The sequence below is a fragment of the Streptomyces sp. NPDC003042 genome (assembly GCF_053591315.1).
Genome location: NZ_JBSFTP010000097.1, coordinates 1 through 25,665 on the forward strand (window position 1 = coordinate 1; position 25,665 = coordinate 25,665).

26 protein-coding genes and 2 pseudogenes are annotated in these 25,665 nt (G+C 71.4%); 18 read left to right on the forward strand and 10 right to left on the reverse strand.

Translation table 11 applies throughout. The features are described 5' to 3' along the window. The 10 genes and pseudogenes from ACWDYJ_RS31960 to ACWDYJ_RS32005 all read left to right on the forward strand — a co-directional run. Nucleotides 1-114: pseudogene (locus ACWDYJ_RS31960) on the forward strand (N-acetylneuraminate synthase family protein); the annotation flags it as partial. Nucleotides 115-155: 41 nt separating this feature from the next. Continuing rightward, entirely contained in the window at nt 156-1,301 is a 1,146-nt protein-coding gene (locus ACWDYJ_RS31965; RefSeq protein WP_451569091.1) for a hypothetical protein, read from the forward strand. Nucleotides 1,302-1,438: 137 nt separating this feature from the next. Further along, nucleotides 1,439-2,695 carry an amidohydrolase gene (locus tag ACWDYJ_RS31970; RefSeq protein ID WP_451569115.1) on the forward strand — a complete coding sequence of 419 codons (1,257 nt, stop codon included), beginning with the start codon at nt 1,439-1,441 and terminating at the stop codon, nt 2,693-2,695. Nucleotides 2,696-2,948: 253 nt separating this feature from the next. Further along, on the forward strand, nt 2,949-4,010 hold the full coding sequence (locus ACWDYJ_RS31975; RefSeq protein WP_451569092.1) for a BMP family lipoprotein: 1,062 nt from the start codon (nt 2,949-2,951) through the stop codon (nt 4,008-4,010). Nucleotides 4,011-4,237: 227 nt separating this feature from the next. Beyond that, the gene (locus tag ACWDYJ_RS31980; protein WP_451569116.1) at nt 4,238-5,944 is read left to right on the forward strand and encodes an ABC transporter ATP-binding protein; all 1,707 of its coding nucleotides are present in this window, start codon (nt 4,238-4,240) and stop codon (nt 5,942-5,944) included. Beyond that, nucleotides 5,941-7,056, forward strand: a complete 1,116-nt coding sequence (locus ACWDYJ_RS31985) for an ABC transporter permease (RefSeq protein WP_451569093.1) — start codon at nt 5,941-5,943, stop codon at nt 7,054-7,056. Before ACWDYJ_RS31980 ends, ACWDYJ_RS31985 begins: the two co-directional genes overlap by 4 nt. Beyond that, nucleotides 7,053-8,318, forward strand: coding sequence for an ABC transporter permease (locus ACWDYJ_RS31990; protein ID WP_451569094.1), 1,266 nt, complete (start codon nt 7,053-7,055; stop codon nt 8,316-8,318). The genes ACWDYJ_RS31985 and ACWDYJ_RS31990 overlap by 4 nt, the downstream gene beginning before the upstream one ends. Then, nucleotides 8,315-8,713 (forward strand): cytidine deaminase, encoded by a 399-nt coding sequence (locus tag ACWDYJ_RS31995; RefSeq protein WP_451569095.1) that lies wholly within the window; start codon nt 8,315-8,317, stop codon nt 8,711-8,713. Before ACWDYJ_RS31990 ends, ACWDYJ_RS31995 begins: the two co-directional genes overlap by 4 nt. Before the next feature lie 97 nt (nt 8,714-8,810). Next, nucleotides 8,811-10,088 carry a thymidine phosphorylase gene (locus ACWDYJ_RS32000; protein ID WP_451569096.1) on the forward strand — a complete coding sequence of 426 codons (1,278 nt, stop codon included), beginning with the start codon at nt 8,811-8,813 and terminating at the stop codon, nt 10,086-10,088. An 87-nt stretch (nt 10,089-10,175) separates the two neighbouring features. Further along, the gene (locus tag ACWDYJ_RS32005; RefSeq protein ID WP_451569097.1) at nt 10,176-10,514 is read left to right on the forward strand and encodes an STAS domain-containing protein; all 339 of its coding nucleotides are present in this window, start codon (nt 10,176-10,178) and stop codon (nt 10,512-10,514) included. Here ACWDYJ_RS32005 and ACWDYJ_RS32010 read toward each other — a convergent pair. After that, complete coding sequence (locus ACWDYJ_RS32010) at nt 10,428-11,405, reverse strand: sigma-70 family RNA polymerase sigma factor (protein ID WP_451569098.1); 978 nt, start codon at nt 11,403-11,405, stop codon at nt 10,428-10,430. The two genes, ACWDYJ_RS32005 and ACWDYJ_RS32010, sit on opposite strands and share 87 nt — an antisense overlap. Before the next feature lie 120 nt (nt 11,406-11,525). Further along, complete coding sequence (locus ACWDYJ_RS32015) at nt 11,526-12,821, reverse strand: MFS transporter (RefSeq protein ID WP_451569099.1); 1,296 nt, start codon at nt 12,819-12,821, stop codon at nt 11,526-11,528. 98 nt (nt 12,822-12,919) lie between these two features. Between ACWDYJ_RS32015 and ACWDYJ_RS32020 the strand changes: the two genes are divergently transcribed. Then, entirely contained in the window at nt 12,920-13,858 is a 939-nt protein-coding gene (locus tag ACWDYJ_RS32020) for a LysR family transcriptional regulator (protein WP_451569100.1), read from the forward strand. Here ACWDYJ_RS32020 and ACWDYJ_RS32025 read toward each other — a convergent pair. The 4 genes and pseudogenes from ACWDYJ_RS32025 to ACWDYJ_RS32040 all read right to left on the reverse strand — a co-directional run bounded on the left by ACWDYJ_RS32025 (nt 13,797) and on the right by ACWDYJ_RS32040 (nt 16,483). Beyond that, on the reverse strand, nt 13,797-14,852 hold the full coding sequence (locus tag ACWDYJ_RS32025; RefSeq protein ID WP_451569101.1) for a LuxR C-terminal-related transcriptional regulator: 1,056 nt from the start codon (nt 14,850-14,852) through the stop codon (nt 13,797-13,799). The two genes, ACWDYJ_RS32020 and ACWDYJ_RS32025, sit on opposite strands and share 62 nt — an antisense overlap. Before the next feature lie 228 nt (nt 14,853-15,080). Next, the gene (locus ACWDYJ_RS32030; RefSeq protein ID WP_451569102.1) at nt 15,081-15,455 is read right to left on the reverse strand and encodes a cupin domain-containing protein; all 375 of its coding nucleotides are present in this window, start codon (nt 15,453-15,455) and stop codon (nt 15,081-15,083) included. 185 nt (nt 15,456-15,640) lie between these two features. Then, a pseudogene (locus tag ACWDYJ_RS32035) lies at nt 15,641-15,733 on the reverse strand (transposase); the annotation flags it as partial. A 30-nt stretch (nt 15,734-15,763) separates the two neighbouring features. Beyond that, on the reverse strand, nt 15,764-16,483 hold the full coding sequence (locus tag ACWDYJ_RS32040; RefSeq protein ID WP_451569103.1) for an alpha/beta hydrolase: 720 nt from the start codon (nt 16,481-16,483) through the stop codon (nt 15,764-15,766). Between the two features lie 114 nt (nt 16,484-16,597). Here ACWDYJ_RS32040 and ACWDYJ_RS32045 point away from each other — a divergent pair, with 114 nt between their 5' ends. From ACWDYJ_RS32045 to ACWDYJ_RS32055, 3 genes are all read left to right on the forward strand, one after another. Continuing rightward, a complete protein-coding gene (locus ACWDYJ_RS32045; RefSeq protein ID WP_451569104.1) occupies nt 16,598-17,746 on the forward strand; it encodes an adenosine deaminase in 1,149 nt (382 codons plus the stop codon). A 139-nt stretch (nt 17,747-17,885) separates the two neighbouring features. Next, the gene (locus ACWDYJ_RS32050; RefSeq protein WP_451569105.1) at nt 17,886-18,149 is read left to right on the forward strand and encodes a hypothetical protein; all 264 of its coding nucleotides are present in this window, start codon (nt 17,886-17,888) and stop codon (nt 18,147-18,149) included. Nucleotides 18,150-18,274: 125 nt separating this feature from the next. After that, nucleotides 18,275-19,042, forward strand: a complete 768-nt coding sequence (locus ACWDYJ_RS32055) for a hypothetical protein (RefSeq protein WP_451569106.1) — start codon at nt 18,275-18,277, stop codon at nt 19,040-19,042. Nucleotides 19,043-19,095: 53 nt separating this feature from the next. Here ACWDYJ_RS32055 and ACWDYJ_RS32060 read toward each other — a convergent pair whose 3' ends face one another. The 3 genes from ACWDYJ_RS32060 to ACWDYJ_RS32070 all read right to left on the reverse strand — a co-directional run bounded on the left by ACWDYJ_RS32060 (nt 19,096) and on the right by ACWDYJ_RS32070 (nt 20,655). Further along, entirely contained in the window at nt 19,096-19,308 is a 213-nt protein-coding gene (locus tag ACWDYJ_RS32060; RefSeq protein WP_451569107.1) for a PspC domain-containing protein, read from the reverse strand. A 53-nt stretch (nt 19,309-19,361) separates the two neighbouring features. Next, nucleotides 19,362-19,928: a VanZ family protein gene (locus ACWDYJ_RS32065; RefSeq protein WP_451569108.1), complete on the reverse strand. Its 567-nt coding sequence runs from the start codon at nt 19,926-19,928 to the stop codon at nt 19,362-19,364. A 103-nt stretch (nt 19,929-20,031) separates the two neighbouring features. Next, complete coding sequence (locus ACWDYJ_RS32070) at nt 20,032-20,655, reverse strand: PH domain-containing protein (RefSeq protein ID WP_451569109.1); 624 nt, start codon at nt 20,653-20,655, stop codon at nt 20,032-20,034. A gap of 154 nt (nt 20,656-20,809) precedes the next feature. On the opposite strand from ACWDYJ_RS32070, the gene deoC reads away from it, so the two are divergent. From deoC to ACWDYJ_RS32085, 3 genes are read left to right on the forward strand one after another with little or no spacing between them, the layout of a single operon-like run. Beyond that, entirely contained in the window at nt 20,810-21,778 is a 969-nt protein-coding gene (gene deoC, locus ACWDYJ_RS32075; protein ID WP_451569110.1) for a deoxyribose-phosphate aldolase, read from the forward strand. A 10-nt stretch (nt 21,779-21,788) separates the two neighbouring features. Continuing rightward, nucleotides 21,789-23,255, forward strand: a complete 1,467-nt coding sequence (locus ACWDYJ_RS32080) for an aldehyde dehydrogenase family protein (RefSeq protein ID WP_451569111.1) — start codon at nt 21,789-21,791, stop codon at nt 23,253-23,255. Then, entirely contained in the window at nt 23,255-24,166 is a 912-nt protein-coding gene (locus ACWDYJ_RS32085) for an aldehyde dehydrogenase family protein (RefSeq protein WP_451569112.1), read from the forward strand. The genes ACWDYJ_RS32080 and ACWDYJ_RS32085 overlap by 1 nt, the downstream gene beginning before the upstream one ends. A 61-nt stretch (nt 24,167-24,227) precedes the next feature. Here the strand turns inward: ACWDYJ_RS32085 and ACWDYJ_RS32090 are convergent, their stop codons facing one another. Continuing rightward, entirely contained in the window at nt 24,228-24,578 is a 351-nt protein-coding gene (locus ACWDYJ_RS32090; protein ID WP_451569113.1) for a hypothetical protein, read from the reverse strand. A 158-nt stretch (nt 24,579-24,736) separates the two neighbouring features. Between ACWDYJ_RS32090 and ACWDYJ_RS32095 the strand changes: the two genes are divergently transcribed. Continuing rightward, nucleotides 24,737-25,369, forward strand: coding sequence for a uridine kinase family protein (locus ACWDYJ_RS32095; RefSeq protein WP_451569114.1), 633 nt, complete (start codon nt 24,737-24,739; stop codon nt 25,367-25,369). The last annotated feature ends 296 nt before the right edge of the window (nt 25,370-25,665 follow it).

The following is a 25,665-nucleotide window of genomic DNA, read 5'->3' on the forward strand; positions in this document are numbered from 1 at the left end:
GACATCCGCACCATCGAGACGGCCCTCGGCGACGGCGTCAAGCGCGTCTACGACTCCGAACTCGGCCCGATGAAGAAGCTCCGCCGCGTCCAGGGCGCGCTCGCGTCCGCCTGACCGCCCCGCCCCGCCCTTCGTCCAGCGATCGAGGAGTAACGGTGACCCCCACAGCCTCCACCCTGGCTCTCGTCGAGAGCCCGGTCCAGCTCCTCAACGTGCTGGAGTGGGCGTACGCGCACAGCGCCGCGCGGGCGGGGGGCGGCCCGCTGCTCGGCGCCGTCCCCCGTCAGCCGGACTCCCGCACCCCGTCCGCCGACGGGCCGTCCCCGCTCATCGTCGTCCTGCCGCCCACCGACCCGATGTCCCGGGGACAGCTGCGCCGGATCGCCGCAATCGCCCGCGACGAGGGGTACGCCGTCCAGTGGCAGGAGGTCCGCGGCGGTTCCGGCGCCCCGCTCAAGGCGCTCGCCGTACTCGCCGCCGCCGTGCGCCGGGCCGAGCGGATCGTGGTCGGCGATCCCTTCTCCCGCTTCGTCCAGCTGCTGCTCGCCCCCGCCCGGGCCGCCGAGCTGGTGGTCGTGGACGACGGCACCGCCACCATGGAGTTCGTCGCGCAGCTCGGGCGCGGGGAGCGGCTGCGCCGCTGGCACCGCACCGGTGGCGGCGCCGCCTCCCGGGCCCGCGAGCTGGTGTACGCCCCGGTGTCGGGCACGGCCCGGCGGCGGCTGACCCCGCGCCAGGGGGCCCGTACGGGCCGCCGGGTGGAGGTGTTCACCTCCATGCCGGTCACCGCGCTGCCCGGCATGGAGCTGCGCGTCAACGACTTCGCCTGGACCCGCTCCCGCTTCGGCCCGCCGCGCCTGACCAAGGGCACCGACCTGGTCGGCACCTCCCTCGTGGAGACGGGCGTCGTGGACCCGGCCCGCTACCTGGAGGCCGTGTGCGCCCTGACCCGCGAGCACGGCGTCACCCGGTACTTCGCGCACCGCCGCGAGTCCCCGGAGAAGCTGCGCGCGCTGAGCGAGGCGACGGGGCTGGAGATCGTACGTCCCGACCTGCCGCTGGAGCTCATCGCGCGGCGCGGCCCGATCGGCCGTACGGTCGTCAGCTTTCCGTCCACCGTCGTCCACACGCTGCCGTACGCGCTGTCCGGTACCGGTGTGACCGTTGCCGTATGCGATCTGGACCCCGCCTGGCTCACCGCCGCCGCCTCGCCGCGGGCCCGCAGCTTCCTCGCCGGGGTCACCGAGACCGCCCGCGATGTGCGCAGACTCCCCGCTCAGGCGGCTCCCGCGGCCGGATGAGCGCGTGAGTGTACCCCCGGGCGCATACGGTCATGCGTCCAGAGGCCGGGTTTCTATCCCCTAACGGCATGAACTTTTGGTGATCTCCAGCCAGTTGACCCGTTCGTACGCCTACCCTTCAACGGGTGAACCAGTTGATGTCCCGCGAGTCCCAGACCGACCGGCCCGCCGCGCCCGACCGGCCCGAGCTTCCCGGCAAGCTTCCGGACCACCTGCGTGCCGAACTGATCGCCTTCCGCCGGGACTTGCACATGCACCCCGAGCTAGGGAACCAGGAGTTCCGCACCACGGCGGCGATCAAGGCCAGACTGGAGAAGGCCGGTCTGCGCCCACGCATCCTGAAGTCCGGCACCGGCCTGATCTGTGACATCGGTACGTGGGACCGCGGCCGGCCGATGCTGGCCCTGCGCGCGGACATCGACGCCCTGCCCATCCCGGATGCCAAGACGCACGTCTCGTACCGATCCACCGTCCCGGACCGCGCCCACGCCTGCGGCCACGACGTCCACACCGCCGTCGTCCTCGGCGCCGGACTGGTACTCGCCGAACTCGACCGCCAGGGGCTGCTGCCCCGGCCGGTGCGCCTGCTGTTCCAGCCCGCCGAGGAGGTGCTGCCGGGCGGTGCGAGCGAGGCCATCGAATCCGGGGTCCTGGACGGCGTCGGCAAGATCATCGCGGTGCACTGCGACCCGCGCGTCGACGCCGGACGGATCGGGCTGCGCCCCGGGCCGATCACCTCGGCCTGCGACCGCCTGGAACTCACCCTCGCCGGCCCCGGCGGCCACACCGCCCGCCCGCACCTGACCACCGACCTCGTGACGGCCGCCGCCCGGGTCGCCGTGGACCTGCCGGCCGTACTGGCCCGCCGGATGGACGCCCGTTCCGGCATGTCGGTCACCTGGGGCCGGATCGAGGCCGGGCACGCCTGCAACGTCATCCCGATGCACGCCGAGCTGTCCGGAACGGTCCGCTGCCTGGACATCAACGCCTGGCACGAGGCCCCCGACCAGATCCACGCCGCGATCGACGAGATCGCGGGCCTGCACCGGGCCAAGTCGGAGATCACCTATGTCCGGGGCGTCCCGCCGGTGGTGAACGACCCGGTGATCACCGAACTGCTGCGGGAGGCGATGGCCGCCCGGTGCGGCGCCGAGGCGGTCGAGGACACCGAGCAGAGCCTGGGCGGGGAGGACTTCTCCTGGTACCTGGAGCACGTGCCGGGCGCCATGGCCCGCCTGGGGGTCCACAAGCCGGGGGACACCGCCCAGCGGGATCTGCACCGGGGCGACTTCGACGTGGACGAGTCCGCGATCGGCTTCGGCGTGGAGTTCTTCACGGCCGCCGCCCTGCTGGACGGCCGCCGCGTCGGACCGGGCGGGCACGGCGACCGCTGAACCCCTGAGAACGCTGAAGCCGGACGCATCGGCCGCGGCCTTTACACGGGCTGCGGCCGTCGCGGCAGACATGTCCAGCCCTTGGGACGCAAGGGCTGTGCGCGGAGGGAGTCACTGATCGGTCACTGTCCGGTTCGCGACGATCCGATAACGACTCATGAACGCGCCTTTAACTGACATCTACGCGCGTTACGATCGCGGCGAAACCAGCGCCGGTCGTGGCGCTTCGGTCAGGTTTTGAAGGAGCCTCCCCTTGCGCCGGATCACCAGGATCGCCACCGTGGGCCTCGCGTCCGCTGCGCTGGCCCTCTCGGCCACCGCCTGTGGCGGTAAGAAGTCGTCGGACACCCCCTCCGGCACGTCCACCGACCAGAAGGTCGCCAGCGCGGCGATCGCGTACGACATCGGTGGCCGCGGCGACCAGTCGTTCAACGACGCCGCCTACGCCGGTCTCGAGAAGGCCGAGAAGGACCTCAAGATCAAGGGCGCCGAGGCGGAGCCCACCGACGGCGAGGGCGAGGCCGACAAGGTCCAGCGCCTCACCGAGCTGGCCCGCAAGGGCAACAACCCGGTCATCGGCGTCGGTTTCGCCTACGCCCCGGCCATCAAGAAGGTCGCGCCGAAGTTCCCGGACACCACGTTCGGCATCATCGACGACACCTCGGTGACCGGCCCGAACGTCGCCAACCTCGTCTTCAACGAGGAGCAGGGCTCCTACCTGGCCGGCGTCGCCGCCGCCAAGGTGTCCAAGACCAACACGGTCGGCTTCATCGGCGGTGTCGAGGTTCCGCTGATCAAGAAGTTCGAGGCGGGCTTCGTCCAGGGCGTCAAGGACACCAACCCGAACGCCACGGTGCTGACCCAGTACCTGACCCAGCCCCCGAACATGGACGGGTTCGCGAAGCCCGACCTCGGCAAGGCCACGGCCAACGGTCAGCTCGACAAGGGCGCGGACGTCGTCTACGCCGCCGCCGGCCTCGCCGGCTCGGGTGCCATCGAGGCCGCCTCCGCCAAGGGCAAGTGGGCCATCGGCGTCGACTCCGACCAGTACAACCAGGCCGGTCTGTCGAAGTACAAGGAGAGCATCCTGACCTCGGTCACCAAGGACGTCTCCGACGCCGTCTACGACCTGATCAAGTCGGTCAAGGACGGCAAGCCGACCACCGGTGAGATCCGCTACGGCCTGGACAAGGACGGCGTCGGCCTGGCCGACTCCAACCCGAAGTACAAGGAGATGACCGACGTCATCGCCGCGGTGGAGAAGGCCAAGGCCGACATCATCGCCAAGAAGATCACGGTCAAGACCGCCCCGTAAGGCCCCGCCTTGCAGCTGGTCGTGGTGTCCGGGGTCCGGGAAGCGGTCTCTCTGCCGCTCCCGGGCCCCGAGCCGCGTCCGGTGGTCGTCTGACCGAGTGAAGTGCTCACTTGTGGCCACTTGGCCGCAAGTTTTCACTTCCGACAGTGCTACGCGCGTAGAGGCATCGTGGACGCGATACCGTCCTCCTCCCGCCCACCCGCCCGGCCGATCTCCGCCCTGTTCCCCTGCCTCCGCTCCTTCCGCGCCAAGGAGAGTGCGTCATCAACGCGTCCAGCCCGCCCCCCGCCGTAGAACTGCACGGCATTACCAAGCGCTTCCCCGGCGTCGTCGCCAACAAGGACATCGCGATCACCGTCCGCAAGGGCACGGTCCATGCCTTGATCGGCGAGAACGGCGCCGGCAAGTCGACCCTGATGAAGATCCTCTACGGCATGCAGAAGCCGGACGAGGGCACCATCGCCGTCGACGGGGAGCAGGTCTCCTTCCACAGCCCCGGCGATGCCATCGCCCGCGGCATCGGCATGGTGCACCAGCACTTCATGCTCGCCGACAACCTCACCGTCCTGGAGAACGTGGTTCTCGGCGGCGAGAAGCTCTACGGCATCGGCTCCAAGGCCCGTAAGAGGATCCAGGAGATCTCGGACGCGTACGGCCTCGGCGTACGTCCCGACGCCCTGGTCGAGGACCTCGGCGTCGCCGACCGGCAGCGGGTGGAGATCCTCAAGGTCCTCTACCGCGGCGCGAAGATCCTCATCCTCGACGAGCCGACCGCCGTGCTCGTGCCGCAGGAGGTGGACGCCCTCTTCGGCAACCTGCGCGAGCTCAAGGCCGAAGGCCTGACCGTCATCTTCATCTCGCACAAGCTGGGCGAGGTACTGAAGGTCGCCGACGACATCACCGTCATCCGGCGCGGCACCACGGTCGGCACCGCCGACCCGAGGACCGCCACCACCAAGCAGCTCGCCGAGCTGATGGTCGGCGCGGAGCTGCCCTCGCCCGAGACCCGCGAGTCGACCGTGACCGACGTTCCGATGCTGACGGTCAGCGGTCTGACGCTCGCCGAGAGCGGCGAGATCGCCGCCCCCCTGGAGGTGGCCCCGCCCGTCGTGTCGCCCGGCGACACCTACGTGCACGAGACCGCCCCGGCCGGCCGACTGCTGCTCGACGACGTCAGCTTCACCATCCACAAGGGCGAGATCCTGGGCATCGCAGGTGTCGAGGGCAACGGCCAGACGGAGCTCATCGAAGCCCTGATGGGCATGAGCCCCGCCGACGCCGGCGTGATCACGCTGGACGGCGAGGACATCACCCAGGCTCCCGTCCGCAAGCGCCGCGTCAACGGCATCGGTTACATCCCCGAGGACCGCCACCGGCACGGCCTGCTGCTGGAGTCCTCCCTGTGGGAGAACCGCATCCTCGGCCACGTCACCGAGGCCCCGAACTCCAAGCGCGGCGTCCTCGACTTGAAGGCCGCCCGCAAGGACACCGAGCGGATCGTGCGCGAGTACGACGTCCGCACGCCCGGCATCGAGGTCACCGCGGCCTCGCTCTCCGGCGGCAACCAGCAGAAGCTGATCGTCGGCCGCGAGATGAGCCACAACCCGAAGTTCCTCATCGCCGCCCACCCCACCCGCGGCGTGGACGTCGGTGCGCAGGCGCAGATCTGGGACGCGATCCGCGAGGCCCGCCGCGAAGGCCTGGCGGTCCTGCTCATCTCGGCGGACCTGGACGAGCTCATCGGCCTGTCCGACACCCTGCGCGTGATCTACCGCGGCCGCCTGGTGGCGGAGGCGGACCCCGCGAGCATCACCCCCGAAGCGCTCGGCACCGCCATGACGGGCGCCGCCTCCGGGCACCTGGAAGCAACCGACAACCACTCCGCAGCCGGAACCGACGCTGGTACCGACGCACCGGAGGACGAGGCCCGATGAAGAAACTCGACAAGGACCGGCTGATCCTCGGCTTCGCCGGGCCCGTGCTCGCGCTGGTCACCGCCTTCCTGCTGACCATGATCGTGCTGGCCGCGACGGGCATCGACCCGATCGAGCCGCTGCGCCTCATGGTGGAGAACGCGAGCTACGAGGACGTCCAGGTCCTCATCGTGAACCAGGCGGGCACGTACTACCTGGCAGCCCTGGCCGTGGCCATCGGCTTCCGGATGAACCTCTTCAACATCGGCGTCGACGGCCAGTACCGCCTCGCGGCGATGGTCTCCGCGCTGGTCGGCACGGCCGTCGCGCTGCCGGGGCCGCTGCACATCCTGCTGATCGTGCTCGTCGCGATGCTCACCGGTGCCTTCTGGTCCGGTATCGCCGGCGTCCTCAAGGCCAAGCGGGGTGTCAGCGAGGTCGTCTCCACGATCATGCTGAACGCCATCGCGACGAGCCTGATCGCCTGGCTGATCCTGCCGAAGAACCTCGGCGTCCAGCCCGAGGGCTCCAACGACCTGACGACCGGCGACATCGCCGAGTCCGGCTGGTTCCCGGCCCTCTCCCTCGGTGACGGCCTGGAGATCTACGGCTTCACCTTCGTGGCCTTCGCGCTCGGCATCGTCTACTGGTTCGTCCTGAACCGCACGCGCTTCGGCTTCGACCTGCGCGCCACCGGCGCCAGCGAGAGCGCCGCGCAGGCCTCCGGTGTCGACGCCAAGAAGATGATCATCACCTCGATGCTGATCTCGGGCGCCGTCGCGGGCCTGTCCGGCATGCCGCAGCTGCTGGGCGAGACCCACACGTACAACCTCGGCTTCCCGGTCGGTGTCGGCTTCACCGGCATCACCATCGCGCTGCTCGGCCGCAACAGCCCGATCGGCATCTTCTTCGCCGCGCTCCTGATGGCCTTCATCGACAAGGCCTCGGCCTCGCTCGACCAGGCCGGGTACGCGAAGGAGATCGGCACGATCATGAAGGGTCTGATCGTGATCGCGGTCGTCGTCTCGTACGAGCTCGTACGCCGCTACGGCATCCGACGCCAGCAGCAGAAGGTCGGCGAGGAACTGGCCGCCGGGCACGCCATCACCACCGACAAGGAGGTCGCGGCGTGAGCACCAGCACCGTTTCCGCGACGGCCGCCGCCCCGAAGAAGTCCGGCGGCCGCAAGAAGCTCACCCTTCCCTGGATCATGCTGATCGTCGCGGGCGCCCTCGCGCTCGTCTCGGTGGTCCGCCTGATCAGTGGCGCGAACGACCTGACCTCCGTCGGCCAGGTCTCCGGCGCCCTCTCGCTCGCGGTGCCGATCGGCCTCGCCGGTCTCGGCGGCCTGTGGGCCGAGCGTGCGGGCGTCGTCAACATCGGCCTCGAAGGCATGATGATCCTCGGCACCTGGTTCGGTGCCTGGGCGGGTTACCAGTGGGGTCCGTGGACCGGTGTCCTCGTGGGCATCGCGGGCGGCGCCGTCGGCGGCCTGCTGCACGCGATCATCACGGTGACCTTCAACGTCAACCACATCGTCTCCGGTGTGGCCATCAACATCCTGGCGCTGGGCTTCACCCAGTACCTGTCGAACTTCACGTTCGCCGATGCCCCGGGCGGCTCCTCCAAGCAGTCCCCGCGCGTCGAGGAGATCTACAAGATCACCGTGCCGGGGTTGTCCGACTGGATGGCGGACCTCCAGGGCAAGCACTGGTTCTTCGTCTCGGACCTCGCCGGCATCATCGGCGGCCTGGTCACCGAGCTGTCGCTGCTGACCGTCGTCGCCCTGCTGCTGATCCCCGGCAGCTGGTGGGTGCTGTGGCGGACCACCTTCGGTCTGCGGCTGCGCTCCTGCGGCGAGAACCCCATCGCCGCCGAGTCGCTGGGCGTCAACGTCTACAAGTACAAGTACATCGCCGTGGTCGTCTCGGGCGCCCTCGCCGGACTCGGCGGCGTCTTCCTGTCGATCGTCGCCAGCCCCATCTACCAGGAGGGCCAGACCGGCGGCCGCGGCTTCATCGGTCTCGCCGCGATGATCTTCGGCAACTGGATGCCGGGCGGCATGGCACTGGGCGCGGGCCTCTTCGGCTTCATCGACAGCCTCAAGCTGCGCGGCGGCGCCGAGAACGTCCACGCGATGCTGCTGCTCATCGCGATCCTGCTGCTGCTCGTCTGCGCCTGGCAGCTGTACAAGAAGAAGTACGTCCAGGCCGGTGTCTCGGCGGCCTTCGCCGTGGCGCTGTTCATCTGGTACGCGCTGACGGACCAGGTCCCGAGCCAGTTCGTCGACGCGGCCCCGTACCTGATGACGCTGCTGGTGCTCGCCCTGTCGGCGCAGCGCCTGCGGATGCCGAAGGCGGACGGCATGCCGTACCGCAAGGGCCAGGGCAAGTGACCCAGCCCCAGGAGGTGGACTGGGAAGCCCTGCGGACGGCCGCCCGGCACGCGATGACCCGGGCGTACGCCCCGTACTCGGGCTTCCCGGTCGGGGTCGCCGCACGGGTGGACGACGGGCGGCTCGTGACGGGCTGCAACGTCGAGAACGCCAGCTACGGGCTGGGTCTGTGCGCGGAGTGCGGCCTGGTCTCCTCCCTCGTGGCGACCGGCGGCGGCCGTCTCACGCACTTCACCTGTGTGGACGGCAAGGGCGAGATCCTCGTCCCCTGCGGGCGCTGCCGCCAGCTGCTCTACGAGTTCGGCGGGCCGGAGCTGCTGGTGGAGACACCGGACGGGATCCTCCCGCTGAGCGCGATGCTGCCGCAGGCCTTCGGGCCCGACCACCTGAAATAGCCGTGCCGACGGCCCTTCGCCCCTGCCGGGCGGAGGGCCGTCGCACGTGGCCTTCGATTCCCCCCCTCTCTCTATGCGCGTAGAAGGAAGTCACCTCATGGACGTCATCTCCGTCATCCGGACCAAGCGGGACCGCGGTGAGCTGAGCCCCGAGCAGATCGACTGGGTCATCGACGCGTACACCCGCGGGGTCGTCGCGGACGAGCAGATGTCGGCGCTGGCGATGGCCATCCTGCTCAACGGCATGAACCGGGCCGAGATCGCCCGCTGGACCGCCGCGATGATCGCCTCCGGCGAGCGGATGAACTTCGACTCCCTCTCCCGCCCCACCGCCGACAAGCACTCCACCGGCGGCGTCGGCGACAAGATCACCCTGCCGCTGGCCCCGCTCGTCGCCGCCTGCGGCGCGGCCGTCCCCCAGCTGTCGGGCCGCGGCCTCGGCCACACCGGCGGCACCCTGGACAAGCTGGAGTCCATCCCCGGCTGGCGGGCGCTGCTGTCCAACGAGGAGATGCTGCACGTCCTGGACACCACGGGCGCCGTCATCTGCGCGGCGGGCGACGGCCTCGCCCCGGCGGACAAGAAGCTCTACGCCCTGCGCGACGTCACGGGCACCGTCGAGGCCATCCCGCTGATCGCCTCCTCGATCATGTCGAAGAAGATCGCCGAGGGCACGGGCTCGCTGGTGCTGGACGTGAAGGTCGGCACCGGCGCCTTCATGAAGACCATCGAGGACGCGCGCGAGCTGGCCTCGACCATGGTGGCGCTCGGCACCGACAGCGGCGTCAAGACGATCGCCCTGCTCACCGACATGTCCACCCCGCTCGGCCTCACCGCCGGCAACGCCCTGGAGATCCGCGAGTCCGTCGAGGTACTCGCGGGCGGCGGCCCCTCGGACGTCGTCGAGCTGACGCTGGCCCTGGCCCGCGAGATGCTCGACGCGGCCGGCATCAAGGACGCCGACCCGGCGAAGGCCCTCGCCGACGGCTCCGCGATGGACGTGTGGCGCCGGATGATCGCCGCTCAGGGCGGCGACCCGGACGCGGCGCTGCCGGTCGCGCGCGAGCAGCACGTGGTCACGGCCCCCGCCTCCGGCGTCCTGACCCGCCTCGACGCGTACGCGGTGGGCGTCGGCGCCTGGCGCCTGGGCGCGGGCCGCGCCCGCAAGGAGGACCCGGTCCAGGCGGGCGCGGGCATCGAACTCCACGCGAAGCCGGGCGACACGGTGACCGCGGGCCAGCCGCTGCTGACCCTGCACACGGACACCCCGGAGAAGTTCGACTACGCCCTGGCCGCGCTGGAGGGTTCGTACGACATCGCCCCGGCGGGCACGGCCTTCTCCGCCACGCCGATCGTGCTGGACCGCATCGCCTAGCCGGTACCGGTGCGGGGAGGACCTCCCCGCACCGGGCCTGCGCGCCGTGCGCCGATGAGTTCCGGGCGGGGGCCGAGTCATCCCCTCGTGGAGATCGAACGACTCGTGCTGCCCGGACCCGGCCCCACCGCGCGGGACGCGGCACTGCTGTGCGCGCGCCTGGCGCGGCTGTACGACGACGGGGCCGGCGCGGTGGTGTGTGATGCCGCCGCCGTCACCGAACCAGGGCTGGGAGCCGTAGAGGTCCTGGCCCGGCTGCGGCTCGTCGCCCGGGGGCGCGGGGCCTTCACCGTCACCGGCGCCGGCCCCGCGTACCGCGCCCTGCTGGGCCTCGTAGGACTAGCCGAGCTGCTCGGGGAGACCGAAGAGGGGGAACCAGCGGGCGGTGTCCAGGAAGGCGTTGAGGCCGACGATCCGTCCGTCTGAGATCTCCAGGACCTGGAGCGCCCACGGGGTGTGGCCCTCGCCCGAGGCCGCCGGACGGTACTGGCCGAAGGCCGGCATGCCGTTCGCCGTCGTCGGGATCAGGCGGGAGCCCTCGCAGCCGATGCCCTGGTTCAGGTGCCACGCCGCGATGTCGGCGTGGCCCTGGAGCCACAGGTCGTACGGCGGCATCGACAGCACCGCGTCCTCGTGCAGGAGCGTGGTGAGCCGCGAGATGTCGTACGCCTCGAAGGCCGACAGGTACCGCTCCAGCAGCTCGGCCTGGTCCGCGTCCAGCGGGTCCGCCGGGTCGGACTCGCGCAGCCGCCGGCCCGCGAGTGTCGCCCGCGCCCGCTGGAGGGCGCTGTTCACCGACGCGACCGTGGTGTCCAGGAGCTGCGCGACCTCGTCCGCCTTCCAGGCCAGCACCTCGCGCAGGATCAGCACCGCCCGCTGCTTCGCCGGCAGGTGCTGGAGCGCCGCCACGAAGGCCAGCCGGACGGACTCCTTGGCCAGCGCCATCTCCGCCGGGTCGGCGGTCTGCGGCAGGACCCGCCCGTCGGGCACCGGTTCCAGCCAGGTCACCTCCGGCCGTTCGTTGAGCACGGCGGAGGCCTGGTGCTGCGGGGCGCCGAGGTCCATGGGCCGGGCCCGCTTGTTGCCGGCGTTCAGCAGGTCCAGGCAGACGTTGGTGGCGATCCGGTACAGCCACGACCGGAGCGACGAGCGGCCCTCGAACTTCTCGTGGGCCCGCCAGGCGCGGACGTACGTGTCCTGCACCGCGTCCTCGGCGTCGAAGGAGGAGCCGAGCATCCGGTAGCAGTAACCGGTGAGTTCGACGCGGTAGCGGTCCATCGCCGCATCGAGGTCGGTGCCGCTCGCGAGGTCAGTCATGGCCGTCGATCCCCCTGATAAGAACCCGATGCCTCGGAAACTACCGGAGGGGTCCGACAGCCGCAGCCCGAACCCGCTCGTCACGCGTGGAGCCGGCCCCCGGTCGGCGCGCGCCGGAGTTCAGCTGGCCGTGGCCGGGCCCGTCGTGGGAGCGGGCAGGCGACGCGCGGCGCGGGCCGCGTGGGACCCGTAGAGGGTGATCGAGGCGACGCCCACGACCGCGAGCAGCGCGATGCCGACCGTGGCCGCCCACCCCGAGGCGTGGTAGGCGAGCGCGCCCAGGGTGCCGCCCGCACTGGAGCCGAGGTAGTACGCGGACTGGTAGAGGGCGGAGGCCTGCGCCCGGCCCGTCTTCGCGGTCCGGCTCACCGCGGAGGAGGCCACCGCGTGCCCGGCGAAGAAGCCCGCGGTGATCAGCACCAGGCCGAGCAGGATCGCCGCCAGGAGCTGCGAGAGCGACAGCAGCAGCCCCAGCGCGGTCGTCGTGACGGCCAGGTACAGCGCCCCGCGCCGGCCCGTCCGGGCCACCAGCTGTCCGGCGGCGGCCGAGGAGACCGTACCGACCAGGTAGATGAGGAAGATCGACCCGATCACGCCCTGCCCGAGGGAGAACGGCTCGTCCACCAGGCGGTAGCCGATGACCGTGTACACCGCGCCGAAGACGGTCATGAACAGCGCGCCGATCCCGTAGAGCCGCAGCAGCAGCGGATCCCGCAGATGACCGGCGACGGTACGCCCCACCGCGCGCGGCCTCAGCGACGCCGGCCGGAAGAACCGCGCCCGGGGCAGCAGCACCAGGAAGGCCGCCGCGCACGCCAGCGACATCAGCCCGACGGTCAGCAGCCCCGCGCGCCAGCCGCCCAGCTCGGCCGCCCAGCCGGTGACCATGCGGCCGCTCATGCCGCCGATGGAGTTGCCCGCCACGAACAGGCCGATCGCACCGACCAGTGCCTTCGGCCGGACCTCCTCCGCCAGGAACGCCATCGCCGACGCCGGGACGCCGGCGATCGCCGCGCCCTGCACGGCGCGCAGTACGACCAGCCACTCCAGGTTCGGGGCGAAGGGCACCAGCAGGCCGACGCCCACGGCCACCACCAGCGACCAGGTCATCATCCGGGTGCGGCCGAAGCGCTCGGACAGCGCGCTGAGCGGCAGGACGAACAGCGCGAGCGCGCCGGTGGCCGCGGACACCGTCCAGCTGGCCTGACCCGCCGTCACGCCGAACCCTGCGGAGATCGCGGGCAGCAGGGCCTGGGTGGAGTAGAGGAGGGCGAAGGTCGCCAGACCGGCGGCGAAGAGCGCGAGGCTCATCCGGCGGTAGCCGGGGCGGCCGGGGGAGTGGGCTTCGGGTCCGGTCGGGAACGACGGGGTGGAGGCACCCGTGGTGACGGGTGCCTCGGTATGAGCGGGAGGCATACGTCGACGGTAGGACGGCTTTTTTCATGCGTCCAATGCACAAATTCGCGATAATCGATCCACTCACGCATCACCACAGCTCAGGACGGTGCCTGTCGATGAACCGTTACGAAGAAGACATGGCGTTGACACGTCTGCTGGCCCCACGCCTCGCGTACTTCGCCGCCGTGGCCCGCCACGAGCACGTCACGCGCGCCGCGCACGAGCTGGGCGTCCCGCAGTCCACGCTCTCCCGCGCGATGGTCCGGCTCGAACACGACCTGGGCGTCACGCTGTTCGCCCGCAAGGGCCGCACCGTCGCCCTCACCACGGCCGGCCGTACCTTCCTCGCCTCCGCCGAAAAGGCGCTGGACGGGATCGCCCGCGCCGCCGAGTCCGTCCAGCACGACGCCCACCCGGCCTTCGGCAAGGTCGCGTTCGGCTTCCTGCACACCCTGGGGCCCGAGACCGTACCCGGCCTCATCCGCGCCTTCCGGGCCGACCACCCGCGCGTACGGTTCTCCCTCGTCCAGAACTACGGCGAGGCCATGCTGGAACGGCTGCGCACCGGCGACCTCGACCTGTGCCTGACCTCACCCCTGCCCGACGCCCCCGACCTGGTCGCCCGCCGCCTCGACGAACAGCGGCTGCTCCTGGTCGTCCCCGACGACCACCGCCTCGCCGGGCGCAAGCGGATCCGCCTCGCGGAGGCCGCCGAGGAAACCTTCGTCACCCTCGAACCCGGCTACGGCCTGCGCCGGATCACCGACGACCTGTGCGCGGAAGCCGGATTCACCCCCAAGGTCGCCTTCGAGGGCGAGGAGGCCGAAACCCTGCGCGGCCTCGTCGCGGCGGGTCTCGGCGTCGCCCTGCTGCCACCCCCGGCGGTGCCGCGCCCCGGGGTGGTCGAACTGACGGTGACGGCCCCGCGGGCGGTCCGCGAGATCGGCCTCGCCTGGCTCGACGGCCACCCGGACACCCCACCGGTGGCGGAATTCAAACGCTTCCTGCTCTCCCGTCGCGGTCGTCTGATCCCGAACCTGGAGTCGCCCGCCTAGAGTCGTCGGCGGCGGGCGCGAGGCCGGAGAGCAAGTACCCGGCCTGGAAACGGGACTTGGCGCCCACCGCCCGCATGATCTCGGCGATGTGCCGCTGACACGTCCGCTGCGACATGCCCAGCCGCCGGGCGATCACCTTGTCCTCCAGGCCCTCGGAGAGCAGCGTCACGATCGTCTGCCGCAGCTCGTCCGAGATCGACCGCGCCGCCTCCGGACTCACCGTCGTGGAGAACGGCTCCGCCGCCAGCCACGACCGCTCGAACGCCGCCGTCATGAAGTGCACGACACTCGGCTCCCGCACCACCAGCGCCGCCCCCGCCCGGTCCGGTACGGCCATCAGCCCCGTGTGCCGGTCGAAGACCAGCATCCGCATCAGCCCGTCGCCCACCGTCCGTACCTCGGCCCCCAGGGCCCGCACCCGCTCGACGTACGCCGCCGTCGGCCGCGAGTAGCGCGCCGTGTGCTGGTAGATGGTCCGCATCCGGACCCCGCGCGCCAGCAGCGACTCGTCCCGCCCGACCGCCTCCTCCAGCGTCTCCAGCGGCCGGCCCCCGCCCGGCTGCGAGGTCAGTAGCTCCCGCTCGCACCCCGCCACCAGTTCGGCGATCAGCCCCCGCACCGCGCCCAGGTCCGTGACCAGCTCCAGGCGCCCGGAGCCGTCCGGGCCCCGGTGCGCGGCCCCCGCCTCGTACGCCGGGACCAGCGCCTCCAGCCGTCCCCGCGTCCGGTCCATCTCGTCGTGGGTCTCCCGTGCCAGCAGCGCCAGCGGGGCCAGCGCCCGGGCCGCCGCCGCCCGGGGAGCCACCGCGCTCCACCGCTCCGGCCCGTCGCCGGGGGTCCGCTGGAGCAGGTGCGCGGCGGCCAGCTCGGTGACCGCGGCTGCCGCGCGGGCACCGAGGGCCGCCGTGGCGTCGGCCGCGGTGAAGGCGTGCCGTTCGACGGCGTACGCGTACAGCCGCAGCGCCGCGGGGCTCAGTTCGGCATCGGCCGGCATACGCGTATTCGTCCCTGCCTGGGGTGGTTCGTAAACCCCTCGGGTTCCCGCAAGGCGGCAACTCGACGCCTGGACGACCAGGTCCGGCATATGCCGGACCGGCACAGTGGGGGGCGGGGTCGCGCCGGAACCGTCCGTGCCGTCCGACCGTGAGGGGGCGGAGCGGCGGGTGGGGACGGACTGGCGCGATCCTCAGCCGGACCCTCAGCCGGACCCTCAGCCGGACCCTCAGCCGGACGACGCGGGCTTCGCGTAATCGCCGAAGCCGGTCCAGTCCAGCGCGACGCAGCGCTCCTCACCCACGACCCAGGCGTCGTGTCCGGGCTCCACCTGCATGAAGTCGCCGGGACCGTACTCTTCGCTCGCCCCGTCGTCCATGACGACCTTGAGGTGGCCGCTCACCACGTAGCCGGTGTGGGCGGACTGGCAGCTCTCCGTGCCGGCCAGCGGCTTGATGTGCTCGGACCAGCGCCAGCCCGGCTCGAAGACCGCCCGGCCGACGGGCCCGCCGTCGGTGTTGAGCAGGTCCAGCCTGCCCTTGCCTTCCGCGAACGGCCGTGTCTCGTCCGCGCTGTCGAAGCTCCTGCGCACCATTCCGGCCATGGCTGACCGCCTCCTGCCGAGAAGCACCCGAGTCCTCTTTCTCCTATTCTCTCTCTACTTCTGATCTCGGCCAGTGCTCCGCCCTTCAGGGCGGGGGTGAAGGCCGTCCTTGGCCCGGAGGCGCGGAGCGCCGGGGTGCTCTGCGTCTGCGGGGTGATGGTCAGACGGGACGCTGCTGGTTTTCGACGTACTGCTTGACGACTGACGCCCTTGAGGGAGTTGACCAGCTCGGAGAGCTGCGCCTTCGGCGGGTGGTGCACAAGTAGGTGGACGTGGTTTCCACGTTACGCTCGGCGCCGCAGCCGGGATCAGCCCCGCAGCGAGCGCCCGAACCCCGAGGCCAGTGGCATCCGCAGCCCCAGGGGCGGGGGCGCCGCCAGCGCGTCCGTGACCGGCCGCGAGTACCGCCCCGAGAACACCGCGCCCCGTACGAAGTCCACGGCGAGCGCCACCACCTCGGCCTGGTGCTCCCGCAGCCCGTGCCCGTCCGAATGCACTTCGAACCGGCAAGTGGAACGATTCGCCTTCTTCGCCCGCGCTGCCAGCCGGAAGGACGCCTCCGGGTCGCTGCGCGCGTCGTTGGTGCCGTGCACGATGAGCACCTGGCGCCCGGCGAGCTGTTTCACCGGTTCAGGCGAGTCGTCGCCGGCCGGTTCCGGCAGGCACGGGGCGAGCGCCAGCACGGAGTTGACGGCCTCGTGCCCCGCCGCCCGCAGCGCCGCGCACCCGCCCGCGTCATAGCCGGCCAGGCACACCGGCACATCGCCGTACCGCCGCACCGCCTCGTCCGCCGCCCAGCGCGCGGACTCCTCGCGGGAGCCCGTCCCGTGCAGGACCGTGTGCGTGACCAGTCCGTCCGCCCCGCCCGCCCGGGCGAGCGCCCGCGCGAGGGGACGCACCGGACCGGGGGAGAATCTGGACGCCCCGGGAAGCAGGAGCACCACACCGCTGACCGTGGAGACCGTGCCGTTCGCGCCGGACGCCCGCACCAGGCGGGCCCCGCGCGCCGGCGGCGCTTTGTGTGCCATGGCGGAACAGTCTCAGACCTCTCGGTGTACGCCACCCGTCCGCACGGTCTCTGTTACATATCGACCGCGGCCACCGGGGGCCCGCTCTACGCGCGTAGGAGCTAGAGTGCCCAGATGACGAGCGAGACCCCCAACCTGCCCACCGCGGATCAGATCCGCCGCTCCCCGAAGGTGCTGCTGCACGACCACCTCGACGGTGGCCTGCGCCCAGGGACCATCATCGAGCTGGCCCGCGCGGTCGGCTACGAGAACCTTCCCGAGACCGACGCCGACAAGCTGGGCATCTGGTTCCGGGAAGCCGCCGACTCCGGCTCCCTCCCGCTGTACCTCGAGACGTTCGCGCACACCTGCGCCGTGATGCAGACGAAGGCGGCCCTGCACCGGGTCGCCGCCGAGTGCGCCGAGGACCTGGCCGAGGACGGCGTCGTGTACGCCGAGATCCGTTACGCCCCCGAGCAGCACCTCGAAGCCGGCCTGACCCTCGAAGAGGTCGTCGAGGCCGTGAACAGCGGCTTCCGCGAGGGCGAGCGCCGCGCGAAGGCGAACGGCCACCGCATCCGTGTCGGCGCCCTGCTGACCGCGATGCGCCACGCGGCCCGCGCGCTGGAGATCGCGGAGCTGGCCAACCGCTACCGCGACAACGGAGTGGTCGGCTTCGACATCGCCGGCGCCGAGGCCGGGTTCCCTCCCACCCGCCACCTCGACGCCTTCGAGTACCTCAAGCGCGAGAACAACCACTTCACCATCCACGCGGGCGAGGCCTTCGGCCTGCCGTCGATCTGGCAGGCCCTGCAGTGGTGCGGCGCCGACCGGCTCGGCCACGGTGTGAAGATCATCGACGATATCGAGGTGGCCGCGGACGGCTCCGTGAAGCTGGGCCGCCTGGCCTCGTACGTCCGGGACAAGCGCATCCCGCTGGAGATGTGCCCGACCTCGAACCTCCAGACGGGTGCGGCGACCTCGTACGCCGAGCACCCGATCGGTCTGCTGCGCAAGCTGCACTTCAGGCTCACGGTCAACACCGACAACCGGCTGATGAGCGGCACCAGCATGAGCCGCGAGTTCGAGCACCTGGTCGACGCCTTCGGTTACTCGCTGGACGACATGCAGTGGTTCACCGTCAATGCGATGAAGTCGGCGTTCATTCCTTTCGATGAACGACTTGCGATGATCAACGACGTGATCAAGCCGGGTTACGCGGAGCTGAAGTCCGAGTGGCTTTTCCGTCAGACGGCTTCCACCAGCGGTTCTGTCTCGGCCTAGGGCATGGCGTGACGTACGGAAAGCGCCCGGGAGGAGTAATTCCCGGGCGCTTTCTCATATTTAATGATGTTTGCGGCCCGGGGTTTGAAGTGACTAGTTTGCGGAGCCGCTCATTTCCCCGTCGCAAGGACGATCTTTCATGAAGCAGTCAGCTGCCAAGACCCTCGGTGTCGCCGCTCTCGGCGCCGCCTTCGCCGCCGTCGCCGCGGGCACCGCCTCGGCCGCCGTTCCCGCCGTCGGGCTGACCGACGCGCTCGGCACCGCCACCGGCGCGGTCCAGGGACTCACCAGCCAGCAGCACATGGGCGCTGAGGAAGGCCAGCAGTCGAGCGACCCGGCCGCCGCCCTCGGTCCCGTGACCGGCCTCCTCGGCGGTCTGCCGACCAGCGGTCTCGGCGCCTGACGCTGCCGCGACGCGTACACGCGCACGGTGGGCGCACACCTCTTCGACGAGGAGTGCGCCCTGCCGTGCCGTGTGCCACGATCGCCCGTAACTGCCTGCCCACGCACAGGGTTTGAGGTTCGGTCATGCGCATCACGGCACGATTCACGACGCCTGCGGCGACGCTCGCACTCCTCCCCGCGCTGCTCCTCGCAGCCGTCGGATGCGGCGCTCCGGGCGGCGGCCCCGCCCCCGGCAAGGCACCGGACCCCAAGGGGTCCGCCGCCACCGCGGTCTCCGGCGTGCCCGGCGCACCGGCCGGCTCCGCCGCGCCGAAGACCGGCGACAGCGCCCTCGAGCGGTCCGCCCTCGAACAGGGCGACCTGGCCGGCTACCAGATCTCCGCACAGGGCAAGAATCCGAACGCCCCCGACGGCCAGCCGCAGGCCGACAAGAAGGCCTGCCAGCCGCTCGCCGACATCATGGGTGACAAGCCCGACCCGGCCGCGCGCGAGACCGTCAACCGGGGCGTCGGCTCCCAGAAGCAGGTCGGACTCGCGGTCTCCGCCTCCGTCAGCTCCTACGCCGAGAGCGACGCCAAGCGGCTCCTCTCCCGCCTGCGCGAGGCCGTCGGCGCCTGCGGTACGGGCTTCTCCGCCACCGTGGAGCAGCAGAGCGGCAGCTACCGCGACGTGAAGGCGGCCCCGTACAAGACCACCGGCGACGAGACGGTCAGCTGGACCACGACCGCCGCCGCCCAAGGCGTCTCGGCGCAGGTCCACCTGGTCGTCGTGCGCGAGGGAGACACCGTGGTGCGGCTGATGGCCCTCAATGTGGCCGCCTCCGAGCAGAAGGCGCAGGTGCCGCAGGAGGTGGCGGACAAGCAGCTGGACAAGGTCCGCGCGGCCGGCTGACCGGCGCCGGGTCGACCGCGCCCGGCTGACCCGCGCAGGCTGACCCGCGCCCGCTACCAGGCGGTGTGGGCCGAGCCGGTGTCGTACTTCTCGGTGGGCAGCAGCATCCACAGCGCCAGGTAGATCAGGAACTGCGGACCGGGCAGCAGGCACGAGGCCACGAAGATGATCCGCATCGTCTGCGCCTTCATTCCGAAACGTCGCGCGAGACCGGCGCAGACGCCGCCGATCATCCGTCCGTCACGGGGGCGGGTTATCGCGCTCATGGGTTTCTCCTTCGTCCGGGACCGCGCGCGATGGGATTGCTCGGCGCGATGCCTCAATACTCGCGGGGAACCACCGAAAGAACCTCGGTCCACGGGCCGATGCCGACCCTGGTAATTCTCGGGGTGGGCCCCTGAGACCTCCGCAGCCTGGCCCGCAGGGCCGGTACGACGGCCACGTGCGCGAGCACCATCCCGGCTGTGTTCAGCAGCAGCGAATCCACGTCGACGACCTGCCCCGGGACGGCCGTCTGCAGCATCTCGATGCTGATCGACAGGAGCACCCCGGCCGAGGCCGTCCGGGCCAGTGAGGACCACGCGGCCAGCGGCGAGGCCGCGAGCCGCCCGCCGACCAGCGGCAGCAGCACGCCGAGCGGGGCCAGCAGCGCCAGGCCCTCGCCGATCCGCCGGGCCGCCTCCAGCGGCCCGTACGCGAGGTCCGCCCTGATCCCCTCCAGGGGGGTCAGATTGGCGGCGGCGGCCCAGGGGACGTCCAGGGGCCGCAGGGTCAGCCAGCCCACGAGGACCAGATGCGCGGCCAGCAGGACCCCGCTCAGGAGCCGGGGCCGGAGCGGGAGCTGTGTGGCGGTGGCGGCGCTGCCGCTGCCCTCATGACGGTGCACACCTGCGAGGACGCACCCCCCGGTAGCGGCGGTTCCGCTGTGCGGCGCACGGCACAGGACGTTGCCGCCCTCACCGGCGCCCCTGTGGGAGCAGGACACCGGCTCAGCCGGTGGCGAGGAGCACGATCAGCGCCAGCGCGCCGGCCACGGTGGGCGCGATGATCTCGTAGGACCACTTCACGGTGACGGCGCCCTTGGCGCCCGGCCGGCCCGCCCCGCGCTCGGCGAGTTCGCGCAGCTCGTCGACGACCTTGTCCGCGCCGGCCCGCTGTGGCACGGCCTCGACGCCCTGCCCCGTGCCCGTGCCCTTGCCCTTCAGCGCGTCACGCCGGCTGAAACTCCGGCTCGCCCTCTTGCGCTCGCGCAGCGAGACGGGGACCGACCAGAGCTGGTACTTCGCCCCCTCGGCCAGCACCTCCGCCGAGTACCCGGCGCGCACCGCGTCGACGGTGGCCCACGGCAGCTCGACGACCCGGAAGGGATTGCGGATCCGCATCCGGTCCTCGTTGGCGAAGACGGCCGGCCGGAGGGTGAACGCCACGGTCAGGGGCACGGCGCAGAGGGCGACGGCGAGCGCGATCCAGCGGGCGCTCCCCTCGCCCCGCACCACGGCGTCCCCGCAGAGCCACCCGATCAGTGCGAGCAGCAGCACCCCGGTGACGACGGCCATGGGGGAGCGGTAGACCCGGTCGTCGTAGACCGGCTCATGGGGGGAGGGCGTAGTCATGCCGCCGATTGTGCCGTATGCCCGGCCGACGGAGCCCGGCACGGCGACACCCCCCGGGGCCGGTGGCAGCGACACCGCACCGATGGCGGACGTCACGCCCATATGTGCGCCGAGGGGGGTGACAGGTCGCTACGCGCGTAGATATGCTCAGGTGGTGACCATGCCCACCACCCTCACCGCATTCGCTGACGTGACCGCGTCCGACAGTGCGCTGCGCCGCTTCCTGCACGGGCTTCCCGGCGTAGACGCAGTCGGACTGGAGGCCCGCGCGGCCTCCCTCGGCACCCGCTCGATCAAGACGACGGCCAAGGCGTACGCCATCGACCTGGCCATCTCGATGATCGACCTGACGACGCTCGAGGGTGCGGACACCCCGGGCAAGGTCCGGGCGCTCTCCGCCAAGGCGGTCCACCCCGATCCGACCGACCGTACGACGCCCATGACCGCCGCGGTCTGCGTCTACCCCGACATGGTGGCCACCGCCAAGGCGGCGCTGCACGGCGCCGACGTCAAGGTCGCCTCCGTCGCCACCGCCTTCCCGGCCGGCCGCGCCGCGCTGCCCGTCAAGCTGGCCGACACCCGCGACGCCGTCGCCGCGGGCGCCGACGAGATCGACATGGTCATCGACCGTGGCGCCTTCCTCGCCGGCCGCTACCTGGACACGTACGAGCTGATCAAGGCCGTCAAGGAGGCCTGCGTCCGCGAGGACGGCACGGCCGCGCGCCTCAAGGTCATCTTCGAGACCGGCGAACTGTCGACCTACGACAACATCCGCCGCGCGTCCTGGATCGGCATGATCGCGGGCGCCGACTTCATCAAGACGTCCACCGGCAAGGTCGGGGTGAACGCCACCCCCGCCAACACCCTGCTGATGCTCGAAGCCGTCCGCGACTTCAAGGCGCAGACTGGAATCCAGATCGGCGTGAAGCCGGCCGGCGGCATCCGGACCACCAAGGACGCCATCAAGTTCCTGGTCCTGGTCAACGAGACCGCGGGCGAGGACTGGCTGTCCAACCACTGGTTCCGCTTCGGCGCCTCCAGCCTGCTCAACGACCTGTTGATGCAGCGCCAGAAGCTGAGCACCGGCCGTTACTCCGGTCCCGACTACGTGACGGTGGACTGAGACCATGCACATGGAAAACAAGACATCCCTCTTCGAGTACGCACCGGCTCCCGAGTCCCGCTCGGTCGTCGACATCGCCCCCTCCTACGGGCTCTTCATCGACGGCGAGTTCACCGACGCCGCCGACGGCAAGGTCTTCAAGACCGTCAGCCCCTCCAGCGAGGAGGTGCTGGCCGAGGTCGCCCAGGCCGGTGCCGCCGATGTCGACCGCGCCGTCAAGGCCGCCCGCAGGGCCTTCGAGAAGTGGTCCGCGCTGCCCGGCTCCGAGCGCGCCAAGTACCTCTTCCGCATCGCCCGGATCATCCAGGAGCGCAGCCGCGAGCTGGCCGTCCTGGAGACCCTGGACAACGGCAAGCCGATCAAGGAGACCCGCGACGCGGACCTCCCCCTGGTCGCCGCGCACTTCTTCTACTACGCGGGCTGGGCGGACAAGCTCGACCACGCCGGATACGGTGCCAACCCGCGCCCCCTCGGCGTGGCCGGCCAGGTCATCCCGTGGAACTTCCCCCTGCTCATGCTGGCGTGGAAGATCGCCCCGGCTCTCGCCACGGGCAACACGGTCGTCCTCAAGCCCGCCGAGACCACCCCGCTCTCCGCGCTGTTCTTCGCGGACATCTGCCGCCAGGCGGGCCTGCCCAAGGGCGTCGTCAACATCCTCACCGGATACGGCGACGCGGGCGCGGCCCTCGTCGAGCACCCGGACGTCGACAAGGTCGCCTTCACCGGCTCTACCGCGGTCGGCAAGCGGATCGCCCGCACCGTCGCGGGGACCGACAAGAAGGTCACCCTGGAGCTGGGCGGCAAGGGCGCCAACATCGTCTTCGACGACGCGCCCATCGACCAGGCCGTCGAGGGCATCGTCACCGGCATCTTCTTCAACCAGGGCCAGGTCTGCTGCGCGGGCTCGCGCCTGCTGGTCCAGGAGTCGATCCACGACGAACTGCTCGACTCCCTCAAGCGCCGCCTCTCCACGCTGCGCCTGGGCGACCCGCTCGACAAGAACACCGACATCGGCGCGATCAACTCCGCCGAACAGCTCGCCCGGATCACGGCGCTCGCCGAGACCGGCGAGGCCGAGGGTGCCGAGCGCTGGTCCCCGGCGTGCGAGTTGCCGTCCGCCGGCTACTGGTTCGCCCCGACGCTCTTCACGAACGTCACCCAGGCGCACACCGTCGCCCGCGACGAGATCTTCGGCCCGGTGCTGTCCGTCCTGACCTTCCGTACACCCGACGAGGCCGTCGCGAAGGCCAACAACAGCCAGTACGGCCTGTCCGCCGGCATCTGGACGGAGAAGGGCTCGCGCATCCTCGCGGTCGCGAGCCAGCTCCGCGCGGGTGTGGTGTGGGCCAACACGTTCAACAAGTTCGACCCGACCTCGCCCTTCGGCGGCTACAAGGAGTCGGGCTTCGGTCGCGAGGGCGGCCGCCACGGCCTGGAGGGCTACCTCGCCCCGTCGAACCCGAAGGGTGAGCGCTAATGGGAACCGTTGAGTCTTCGACGTCTTCTGCGCGTCTGAGCGTCTTCAAGACCTACAAGCTGTACGTCGGGGGCAAGTTCCCCCGCTCCGAGAGCGGCCGGGTGTACGAGGTGACGGACTCAAAGGGCAAGTGGCTGGCCAACGCCCCCCTCTCCTCCCGCAAGGACGCGCGTGACGCGGTCGTCGCCGCCCGCAAGGCCTTCGGCGGCTGGTCGGGCGCGACCGCGTACAACCGCGGCCAGATCCTCTACCGCGTCGCCGAGATGCTGGAGGGCCGCCGCGAGCAGTTCGTCCGCGAGGTCGGCGAGGCCGAGGGCCTTTCGAAGTCCAAGGCCGGGGCGGTCGTGGACGCGGCCATCGACCGCTGGGTCTGGTACGCGGGCTGGACCGACAAGATCGGCCAGCTCGTCGGCGGGGCCAACCCGGTCGCGGGGCCGTTCTTCAACCTCTCCACCCCCGAGCCCACGGGTGTCGTGGCGGTCATCGCCCCGCAGGACTCGTCCTTCCTCGGCCTGATCTCGGTCATCGCGCCGGTCATCGCCACGGGCAACACCGCCGTGGTCGTCACCTCGCAGAAGGCCCCCCTGCCCGCCCTGTCCCTGGGCGAGGTGCTGGCCACCTCCGACCTGCCGGGCGGCGTGGTCAACATCCTGTCCGGCAAGGCCGCCGAGATGGGCCCGCACCTGGCGTCCCACCAGGACGTCAACGCGATCGACCTGGCGGGCGCCGACGCGGCGCTGGCCAAGGAGCTGGAGATCGCGGCGGCCGACAACCTCAAGCGCGTCCTGCGTCCACAGCCTGTGGACGACTGGAGCGCCGACCCGGGCACGGCGCGCATGACCCCGTTCCTGGAGACCAAGACGGTCTGGCACCCGACGGGTTCGCTCGGCGCGGGCGGATCCTCGTACTAACCGCCCTCTCCGCCGGCCCGGCCCCGGCAGCGTCCCCCGCGCTGCCGGGGCCTTCCCGTACCTACTGCTTGGGGAGCACCGGCCCGAGCAGCGAGGAGACCGCCGCGGTCGGCAGCTCACCGATCGAAGGTCCCTGGGTCAGGCTGCCGGTGACCATGCTCGTACCGAGCGAGGGGAAGTCCGCCACCTTGGTGGCGACGCCGTTGTCCAGCGGGTCCACACCGGTGTTGGCCAGCGGATTCACCTTGAGGTTCGCGATCGGGTCGGCCACCCCGGACAGGGCCGCCGGTACGGAGAGCTCACCGGCCTGGGCCGTTCCCGCGGCCATGGCCAGTGCGGCACCGGCCATGGAGAGGGTCAGTCCCGCGGCGCGGAGCCGCTTGGGTGGGGTGGAGGCTGCGTGACGTGCCATGGGTTCCCGCCTGTGGTCGTAGTCGCGTGCGCACGCAGCGTAGTGGAGTCGGACCCCAGGATTCCAACCGGCGACCGACGCGGTGTGAGCGTTCTCGCAAGCCCGATGGCCGGTACTGGGATAGGGATGGCCCCCGTCATGCCCCACACTGGTGTCCCGTGAGTTCCTCTCCCTTGCCCACGCGTGTCGTCCTCTTGACCGGTCCCTCGGGATCCGGCAAGTCCTCGCTCGCGGCCCGCTCCGGGCTGCCCGTACTGCGCCTGGACGACTTCTACAAGGAGGGGACGGACCCGACGCTCCCCCTGGTCGAGGGCAGTTCCGACATCGACTGGGACTCGCCGCTGTCGTGGGACGCGGACGCGGCCGTCGCGGCCATCGCGGAACTGTGCGCGACGGGCCGTACGGAGGTCCCTGAGTACTCCATCGCCACGTCCTCGCGGACCGGTACCGAGACCCTGGACATCTCGCGGATCCCGCTGTTCATCGCGGAGGGCATCTTCGCCGCCGACGTCGCGGCACGCTGCCAGGAGCTGGGGCTCCTGGCCGACGCGATCTGCCTGCGCGGGCGGCCCTCGACCACCTTCCGGCGGCGGCTGGCGCGTGACCTGCGGGAGGGCCGCAAGTCCCTGCCGTTCCTGCTGCGCAGGGGCTGGCGGCTGATGCGGGCCGAGCGCGGCATCGTGGCCCGCCACACCGCGCTGGGCGCCCACCCGTGCGCCCGCGACGAGGCCCTGGGCCGCCTGGCCGCAGCCGCCGCGGGCCGCCACCGCACTGCCAACGCCGCCGCCTGAGCCCCCCGGAGGGCGGTTCCTCGCCGCCGTTGCGGGGGCGCTGCCCCCGGACCCCCGCGCCTCAAACCCCCCTGGACTCCGTCCGGGGATGCCCCCTGGCGGGGCTGGATTTTTGGCTGAGCTGCGCCCGCGTGTGCCGTCCGACGGCTGGATTGCCCGCAGGGCAATTTCAGCCTCGCCGGCGTTTGAGGCGCGGGTCCGGGCAGCGCCCGGGGAACGGGGGAAGGGCGGGTAGGGGACAGCCCCGCGCAGCGGCCGGCCCCGGCCCCGCCCACGGCCCGCCGGACGGTGTCCGA

What these genes read in the sequence shown, in the direction of transcription:
- ACWDYJ_RS32070 (WP_451569109.1), bottom strand. Translation starts at nt 20,655, where the DNA reads ATGACTACGCCCTCCCCCCATGAGCCGGTCTACGACGACCGGGTCTAC.
- ACWDYJ_RS32000 (WP_451569096.1), top strand. Translation starts at nt 8,811, where the DNA reads ATGGACGTCATCTCCGTCATCCGGACCAAGCGGGACCGCGGTGAGCTG.
- ACWDYJ_RS32030 (WP_451569102.1), bottom strand. Translation starts at nt 15,455, where the DNA reads ATGGCCGGAATGGTGCGCAGGAGCTTCGACAGCGCGGACGAGACACGG.
- ACWDYJ_RS31985 (WP_451569093.1), top strand. Translation starts at nt 5,941, where the DNA reads ATGAAGAAACTCGACAAGGACCGGCTGATCCTCGGCTTCGCCGGGCCC.
- ACWDYJ_RS32015 (WP_451569099.1), bottom strand. Translation starts at nt 12,821, where the DNA reads ATGCCTCCCGCTCATACCGAGGCACCCGTCACCACGGGTGCCTCCACC.
- ACWDYJ_RS32040 (WP_451569103.1), bottom strand. Translation starts at nt 16,483, where the DNA reads ATGGCACACAAAGCGCCGCCGGCGCGCGGGGCCCGCCTGGTGCGGGCG.
- ACWDYJ_RS32055 (WP_451569106.1), top strand. Translation starts at nt 18,275, where the DNA reads ATGCGCATCACGGCACGATTCACGACGCCTGCGGCGACGCTCGCACTC.
- ACWDYJ_RS32025 (WP_451569101.1), bottom strand. Translation starts at nt 14,852, where the DNA reads ATGCCGGCCGATGCCGAACTGAGCCCCGCGGCGCTGCGGCTGTACGCG.
- ACWDYJ_RS32045 (WP_451569104.1), top strand. Translation starts at nt 16,598, where the DNA reads ATGACGAGCGAGACCCCCAACCTGCCCACCGCGGATCAGATCCGCCGC.
- ACWDYJ_RS32050 (WP_451569105.1), top strand. Translation starts at nt 17,886, where the DNA reads ATGAAGCAGTCAGCTGCCAAGACCCTCGGTGTCGCCGCTCTCGGCGCC.
- ACWDYJ_RS31970 (WP_451569115.1), top strand. Translation starts at nt 1,439, where the DNA reads ATGTCCCGCGAGTCCCAGACCGACCGGCCCGCCGCGCCCGACCGGCCC.
- ACWDYJ_RS32020 (WP_451569100.1), top strand. Translation starts at nt 12,920, where the DNA reads ATGAACCGTTACGAAGAAGACATGGCGTTGACACGTCTGCTGGCCCCA.
- ACWDYJ_RS32090 (WP_451569113.1), bottom strand. Translation starts at nt 24,578, where the DNA reads ATGGCACGTCACGCAGCCTCCACCCCACCCAAGCGGCTCCGCGCCGCG.
- ACWDYJ_RS32060 (WP_451569107.1), bottom strand. Translation starts at nt 19,308, where the DNA reads ATGAGCGCGATAACCCGCCCCCGTGACGGACGGATGATCGGCGGCGTC.
- ACWDYJ_RS32010 (WP_451569098.1), bottom strand. Translation starts at nt 11,405, where the DNA reads ATGACTGACCTCGCGAGCGGCACCGACCTCGATGCGGCGATGGACCGC.
- ACWDYJ_RS32080 (WP_451569111.1), top strand. Translation starts at nt 21,789, where the DNA reads ATGGAAAACAAGACATCCCTCTTCGAGTACGCACCGGCTCCCGAGTCC.
- ACWDYJ_RS32085 (WP_451569112.1), top strand. Translation starts at nt 23,255, where the DNA reads ATGGGAACCGTTGAGTCTTCGACGTCTTCTGCGCGTCTGAGCGTCTTC.